The 1,677-nt window shown below is 73.3% G+C and carries 1 protein-coding gene; it reads left to right on the forward strand.

What is annotated here, in order from left to right:
* The first annotated feature begins 285 nt into the window (after positions 1-285).
* Positions 286-1,200: a hypothetical protein gene (locus E3T42_RS09275; protein ID WP_134402892.1), complete on the forward strand. Its 915-nt coding sequence runs from the start codon at positions 286-288 to the stop codon at positions 1,198-1,200.
* Positions 1,201-1,677: the final 477 nt, after the last annotated feature.

The raw sequence follows: 1,677 nt of genomic DNA on the forward strand, positions 1-1,677 counted from the left end.
CCGCCTGCCGTCCCGCCCGCCCGCCGTCCCGCCCGCCGCCCGTCGCCCCGCCCGCCGCCCGTCGCCCCGCCTCCGGCCCCCGGGGTATCCGTACTCGGCAAACCCTGTGAGGGGTCCCATATCGACCTTCCCAACACGATTGAAGGTCGATATGGGACCCCTCACGGCCGGTGCGGCAGCGTGCGGGCCGGTGCGGCAGCGTGCGGGCCGGCGCGGGCCGGGCCGTTCCGGACCGCGCTGGGGACAACTTCGGTACGAAAAGCCGCGGGGGCGCACGCTGGGCCGATGACAAGTCGAATTCCATTGCCGTCGGGGCTCGGGGCCAGGCCCTTCACCACGCGCACGGCGGCCGAGCGCGGCATCGGCGAGGGCCGGTTGCGGGGACCCGACCTCGCGCGACCATTCCACGGCATCCGTTCGCTCGCGGCGGCCACGTCGCTGCCGGACCAGGCCCGGGCACTACAGCTCCGTCTGCCCGAGGCCGGCTTCTTCTGTGGGGTGACCGCGGCCCTGATCATCGGCATTCCGTTGCCGAGCCGGCTGAGGAGACCACCCGAACTGCACGTGGGCACGCGCTCGCCGCTGCGCGCGTGCAAGGCCGCCGGAACGACCGGGCACAAGCTGCAGCTGCGCGACGGCGACCTTCGCGACTGGCGCGGGCTGCGCGTGACGACCGCGGCCCGAACCTGGTGCGACCTGGCCGCGATTCTCGACGTCGAGGATCTCGTGGCGGCGGGGGACTACCTGATCCACCGAGAGCATCCGCTCGCCAGCCGTGCCGAACTCGAGAATGCCGTCGCCCGCCATCCGTCGCGGCGCCGGCGCGCACTCCTGGTTGAAGCGCTCGGCCTCCTCGACGAGAACGCCGAGTCGCCGCCTGAGTCGATCATTCGCGTCACCGTCGTGCGGGCCGGTATCACGGGGTTGCGGGCCAACTTTGCGATCACGGATGCCCGCGGCCACGAATTCGCCCGCGGCGACCTGTGTTTCCCGGCCCACCGGGTCATCTTCGAGTACCAGGGCGACTACCACCGCAGCGAACCGGAACGGTGGCGCAAGGACCGCACCCGGGCGGCCCGCCTTGCCGCCGCGGGCTGGCACATTGTCGAGATCGCGGCCGACGAACTGATCGACCGACGGATGCTGCTGCGCATCATCCGCGACACCCTCGCCCTCTACCCGGCCCGGTTCGCCCTCTAGCCCGCGCCTGGTCGCCGGCGGGCATTCGCTGTCCTCGCGCCGCTGTCGCTGCCCTCGGCTCCGCCGCGCCTCGGCTCGGCTCCGCCGCCCCGGACGTACCCAAACCCGCCTGAGGGGTCCCAAATCGACCTTCCGCGGGTCAACGAAGGTCGATTTGGGACCCCTCACGGTCGGAGACCGAGGCCGGAGGCCGAACGGATGCCGCGAGCGGCGGACCCCGGCTGCGCTGTCCCTCCCCGCCTTTGCGGCGCGCGGACGCACCCACGGCCGCTGAGGGGTCCCATATCGACCTTCCGCGGGTCAACGAAGGTCGATTTGGGACCCCTCACGGATGGAGGAGGAGGCAGAGGCAGAGGCAGCGGCCGAGGCCGGACGGCTGCCGCGGACGGGTGCCGCGGACGGGTGCCGCGGACGGGTGCCGCGGACGGGTGCCGCGGACGGGTGCCGCGGACGGGTGCCGCGGACGGGTGCCGCGGA

The organism is Cryobacterium sp. TMT4-10, from assembly GCF_004403275.1.
Classification (GTDB): Bacteria; Actinomycetota; Actinomycetes; order Actinomycetales; family Microbacteriaceae; genus Cryobacterium; species Cryobacterium shii.